The following is a 614-nucleotide window of genomic DNA, read 5'->3' as shown; positions in this document are numbered from 1 at the left end:
AATCTAGACAAGCGCGTGAAAAAACACGGGGGCACCATGAGCATCGATAAACGCAGCGACAAGGGCACCACCCTAAAATGCGAATTACCGATCGCGTAACGCTGCTGCTCGGCTTCGGTGCTGACAGTGCCTGGAGCTACGACTGACTACGCCACGGAGCTGACTGCTGCCCCGCTGCCCATGCCATCACTTGAGTGCGCCTCTTCAGTCCCATCTTCGAAAGAAGTGACGTGATGTGGTTCTTCACCGTCTTTTCAGAGATTCCTAGTGTCTCAGCGATCTCAGCATTAGACATGCCCTTTGATATGAGTCCCACGATTCGTCGCTCTGCGGGCGTCAAAGCGGCCATCACATCATCCTGGCCGCCTGCCCTACGGGTGATTGTCTTCTCGTCCAACAACACCTTGCCACCATGTACAAGACGGATAACGCGACTTACTTCCGCGCCGTGGACAGTCTTAAGAATGAATGCCTTGGCTCCGGCCTTACATGACTCCGCAAGCGCGTCATCGTCATCAAAGGAAGTAAGAACTATACATTTCGTATCGGGAAGCGATTTCCGCACGTGATTCATGATGTCTATACCCGTGCCATCAGGTAGCTGCAAATCGACC

Annotated in this window: 1 protein-coding gene; it reads right to left on the bottom strand. The window is 53.4% G+C overall.

What is annotated here, in order from left to right:
* Window positions 1-136 precede the first annotated feature (136 nt).
* A partial coding sequence (locus HMPREF1627_RS00580) for a LuxR C-terminal-related transcriptional regulator (RefSeq protein ID WP_034500186.1) occupies window positions 137-614 on the bottom strand: 478 nt, incomplete at its 5' end.

Source organism: Actinomyces sp. S6-Spd3, assembly GCF_000758755.1.
GTDB lineage: Bacteria > Actinomycetota > Actinomycetes > Actinomycetales > Actinomycetaceae > Pauljensenia.
The sequence above is the reverse complement of the archived record's forward strand: the minus strand, read 5'-3'. Positions and strand labels throughout refer to the sequence as shown.